The sequence below is a fragment of the Caballeronia arvi genome (assembly GCF_001544695.2).
Taxonomy (GTDB): Bacteria; Pseudomonadota; Gammaproteobacteria; order Burkholderiales; family Burkholderiaceae; genus Caballeronia; species Caballeronia arvi.
The window spans coordinates 1-801 of record NZ_FCOM02000292.1; the positions used below are offsets into that span (position 1 = coordinate 1).

Annotated in this window: 1 protein-coding gene; it reads right to left on the reverse strand. The window is 62.2% G+C overall.

The window, feature by feature from the left end:
- Window positions 1–141: 141 nt before the first annotated feature.
- Window positions 142–801: c-type cytochrome (locus tag AWB74_RS44970; protein WP_143749562.1), on the reverse strand; the 660-nt coding region annotated here is incomplete at its 5' end.

The following is an 801-nucleotide window of genomic DNA, read 5'->3' on the forward strand; positions in this document are numbered from 1 at the left end:
AGATTTCTAACAACCGCCGCTCTTTCGCGCTTCCCGGTGGCACACGGCCGACCTCCGGCACGCGCGATAGCGCGATCGCCTCCGGCAATGGCGCGGCTGTTTCGGATCGAGCGGTTTCGGTCATGGCATCGAATTCGCTGGTTATTGGAGCGTGGCGAGAAACGCCGCAAGGTTCTCGGCTTCGGCCCTCGTGAGCGTCATGCTTGGCATCCACGCATCGGGCTTGATGCGTTGCGCGTGTTCTATCCAGTCAAGCTGATGGGTGGGCGAATTGCTGAGCGTGCCCGCAGCGATCAGCCGGCGTGAGTTCAGATGCGTCAGATCGGGGGCAAGTGCGCCGGCGGCCGAAGTGCCTCTGACGGCATGACACCCGGCGCAGCGCTCGTCAAAAAGCTTGTGCCCCGCCGCTGCCGAAGCATTTTGATTTGCTGGCTCGTGTAGCGCCGCCTGACTGGCAGACCAAGAAGCGAAGTCGGCACGGCTTTGGGCGACCACCTCGAACGCCATGTGGGCATGCTGCGCGCCACAGAATTGAGAACACTGCCCGCGGTAGATGCCCGGCGCATCGGCCTGGATCCACTGTTGGTTTGTCTGACCGGGAATCGCCTGGGTTTTACCTGCGAGCGCCGGTACCCAGAAGGTGTGAATGACGCCTGCACTCTCGAGCCGAATTCGAACGGGCTCGCCCACGGGAATGTGAATCTCGTTGGCGGTGGTGAAGCGATCAGACGGGTCCGCGGCGCCCTCGTAAGAGATCTTCCACCACCAGTTGTAAGCCGTGACCGTAATAGTGAGTGCGGG